Origin of the sequence: Halorubrum sp. SP9, from assembly GCF_005435015.1 — an archaeon.
Lineage (GTDB): Archaea > Halobacteriota > Halobacteria > Halobacteriales > Haloferacaceae > Halorubrum > Halorubrum sodomense.
The window spans coordinates 1-563 of the sequence record NZ_SGXU01000277.1; the positions used below are offsets into that span (position 1 = coordinate 1).

General features: G+C 67.1%; 1 pseudogene. It reads right to left on the reverse strand.

Going from position 1 to position 563, the window contains the following annotated elements:
• Positions 1-563: pseudogene (locus tag EXE45_RS17530) on the reverse strand (hypothetical protein); the annotation flags it as partial.

Below are 563 nucleotides of genomic sequence, written 5' to 3' on the forward strand. Positions count from 1 at the left end.
CTCTGGGTCGTGTCGGGCCCGGTCGGCTTCCCAGACGCTTGTGTACTCGAGGGCCGGACACTCCGACGCCTCCTGAGTGATCCGCTCGCACCCCCGGAACTTCGGGTCTGGATAGACGACGTGAAAGGCTCCCGACATGAGGACGTTGTTGTTCAGGTCGTCCAGGTCCTCGTAGCGCTCTACCCGCCAGACGATGTCCTCGAGGTCGACTTCGATCGGCTCGAAGTCGGACTCGACGGAGCCAGACCCGTCTTCTGGCGGCGCGAGCCGGACCGTGTACTCGACGCCCTCCGGCAGGCAGACGATAGCCCACGGCGCGAACGGGAGCCACTCGGTCCGCTGCGGCGTCCCGCGCCACACGACCGCCTCGCCGTTGACTTCCATCCACCGCGCGATGAACGTCGAGACGCTCGTGGTCTTCCCGCGCCCCATCGGCCCGTGGATCAACGCGTCCGAGCCGCCGGTCGTCTCGAGGTCGCTGTCGTCGACGGACGTGTCCGGGTCGACCAGGTACTCGAACACCCCTTTGCGGGCGTCGCAGAGGCCGCTGAAGTCCTCGAAGT